The sequence below is a fragment of the Streptomyces sp. NPDC002130 genome (genome assembly GCF_040296465.1).
Classification (GTDB): domain Bacteria; phylum Actinomycetota; class Actinomycetes; order Streptomycetales; family Streptomycetaceae; genus Streptomyces.
Window position 1 is genome coordinate 1 of record NZ_JBEOXI010001322.1, and the last position, 1,007, is coordinate 1,007.

The 1,007-nt window shown below is 63.7% G+C and carries 1 protein-coding gene; it reads left to right on the forward strand.

Annotated features, from left to right (window positions below; genetic code table 11):
* A partial coding sequence (locus tag ABT116_RS50655) for an FAD-dependent monooxygenase (RefSeq protein ID WP_351648701.1) occupies nt 1-1,007 on the forward strand: 1,007 nt, incomplete at both ends.

Consider the following 1,007-nt stretch of genomic DNA (forward strand, 5'->3'; position numbering starts at 1 on the left):
CTACTACCGTGATCAGGAAGTGCTGCACTTCCGCATGGCGTCCGCCGATCACGACGCACGCGGTCCGATGGTCAACGTGTCGCAGTCCGAGTTCGAGCAGATCATGACGGACAAGTTGCTCGCTCACCCTCTGGTGAACTTCCACTGGTCGTCGTCGATCGCGGGCATCGTGGCCGGCGATGACGAGGTGACGCTGACCGTCGACACCGCGTTCGGAACTCGCGAACTGCGTGCGGCCTGGGTCGTTGCCGCCGACGGTGGCCGTAGCAAGATGCGCGAACTCAGCGGAATCCGCTTGCAGGGCAACAGCTACGAGGGCAACTACGTCATCGCGGACATTCATTGGGAATCGGAACTACCGGCCGAGCGTCTGGTGTGGTTCGACGCGCCCAGCAACCCGGGGTCCACGATCATCATGCATCGCCAACCACGGGACATCTGGCGCATCGACTACCAGCTCGACGCCTCGGACGATCCGGAAGCGGAGACGCAAGAAGATCGCATCCGCGACCGCATCACCCGCCACCTCGAATGGCTGCAGAGCGATATCCCCTGGACCCTGGAATGGTTCGGTTTCTACCGCGCCCATGCACTCGCCCTGGAAGATTTCACTCACGGCCGTGTGCTCTTTGCCGGCGACGCCGCGCATCTTGTTCCGATCTTCGGTGTTCGCGGCCTCAACTCGGGTATGGAAGACGCCGAGACCTTGGTGTGGCAACTGGCCGCCGTCATCAACGGAGCTGCCGATACCGCCATCCTCGACGCGTATTCGAAGGAACGTCGCAGCGCGTGGCAGCAGAACGTCGACAACGCAGGCAAATCGACGCTCATCATGTCGCCCGGCAGTCACGGCTACCGAACCACCCGCGACGCCGTACTCGAACTCGCCACCAAGCGAAGCGAATTCGCGCACCTCATCAACCCGCGCCAGTCGAGTGCAACGCACGCCCGTCTCCGCCACCGCGCCCCTGGCCGCCGACGGCACGGTCAACCTCTCCCCCAAGGGC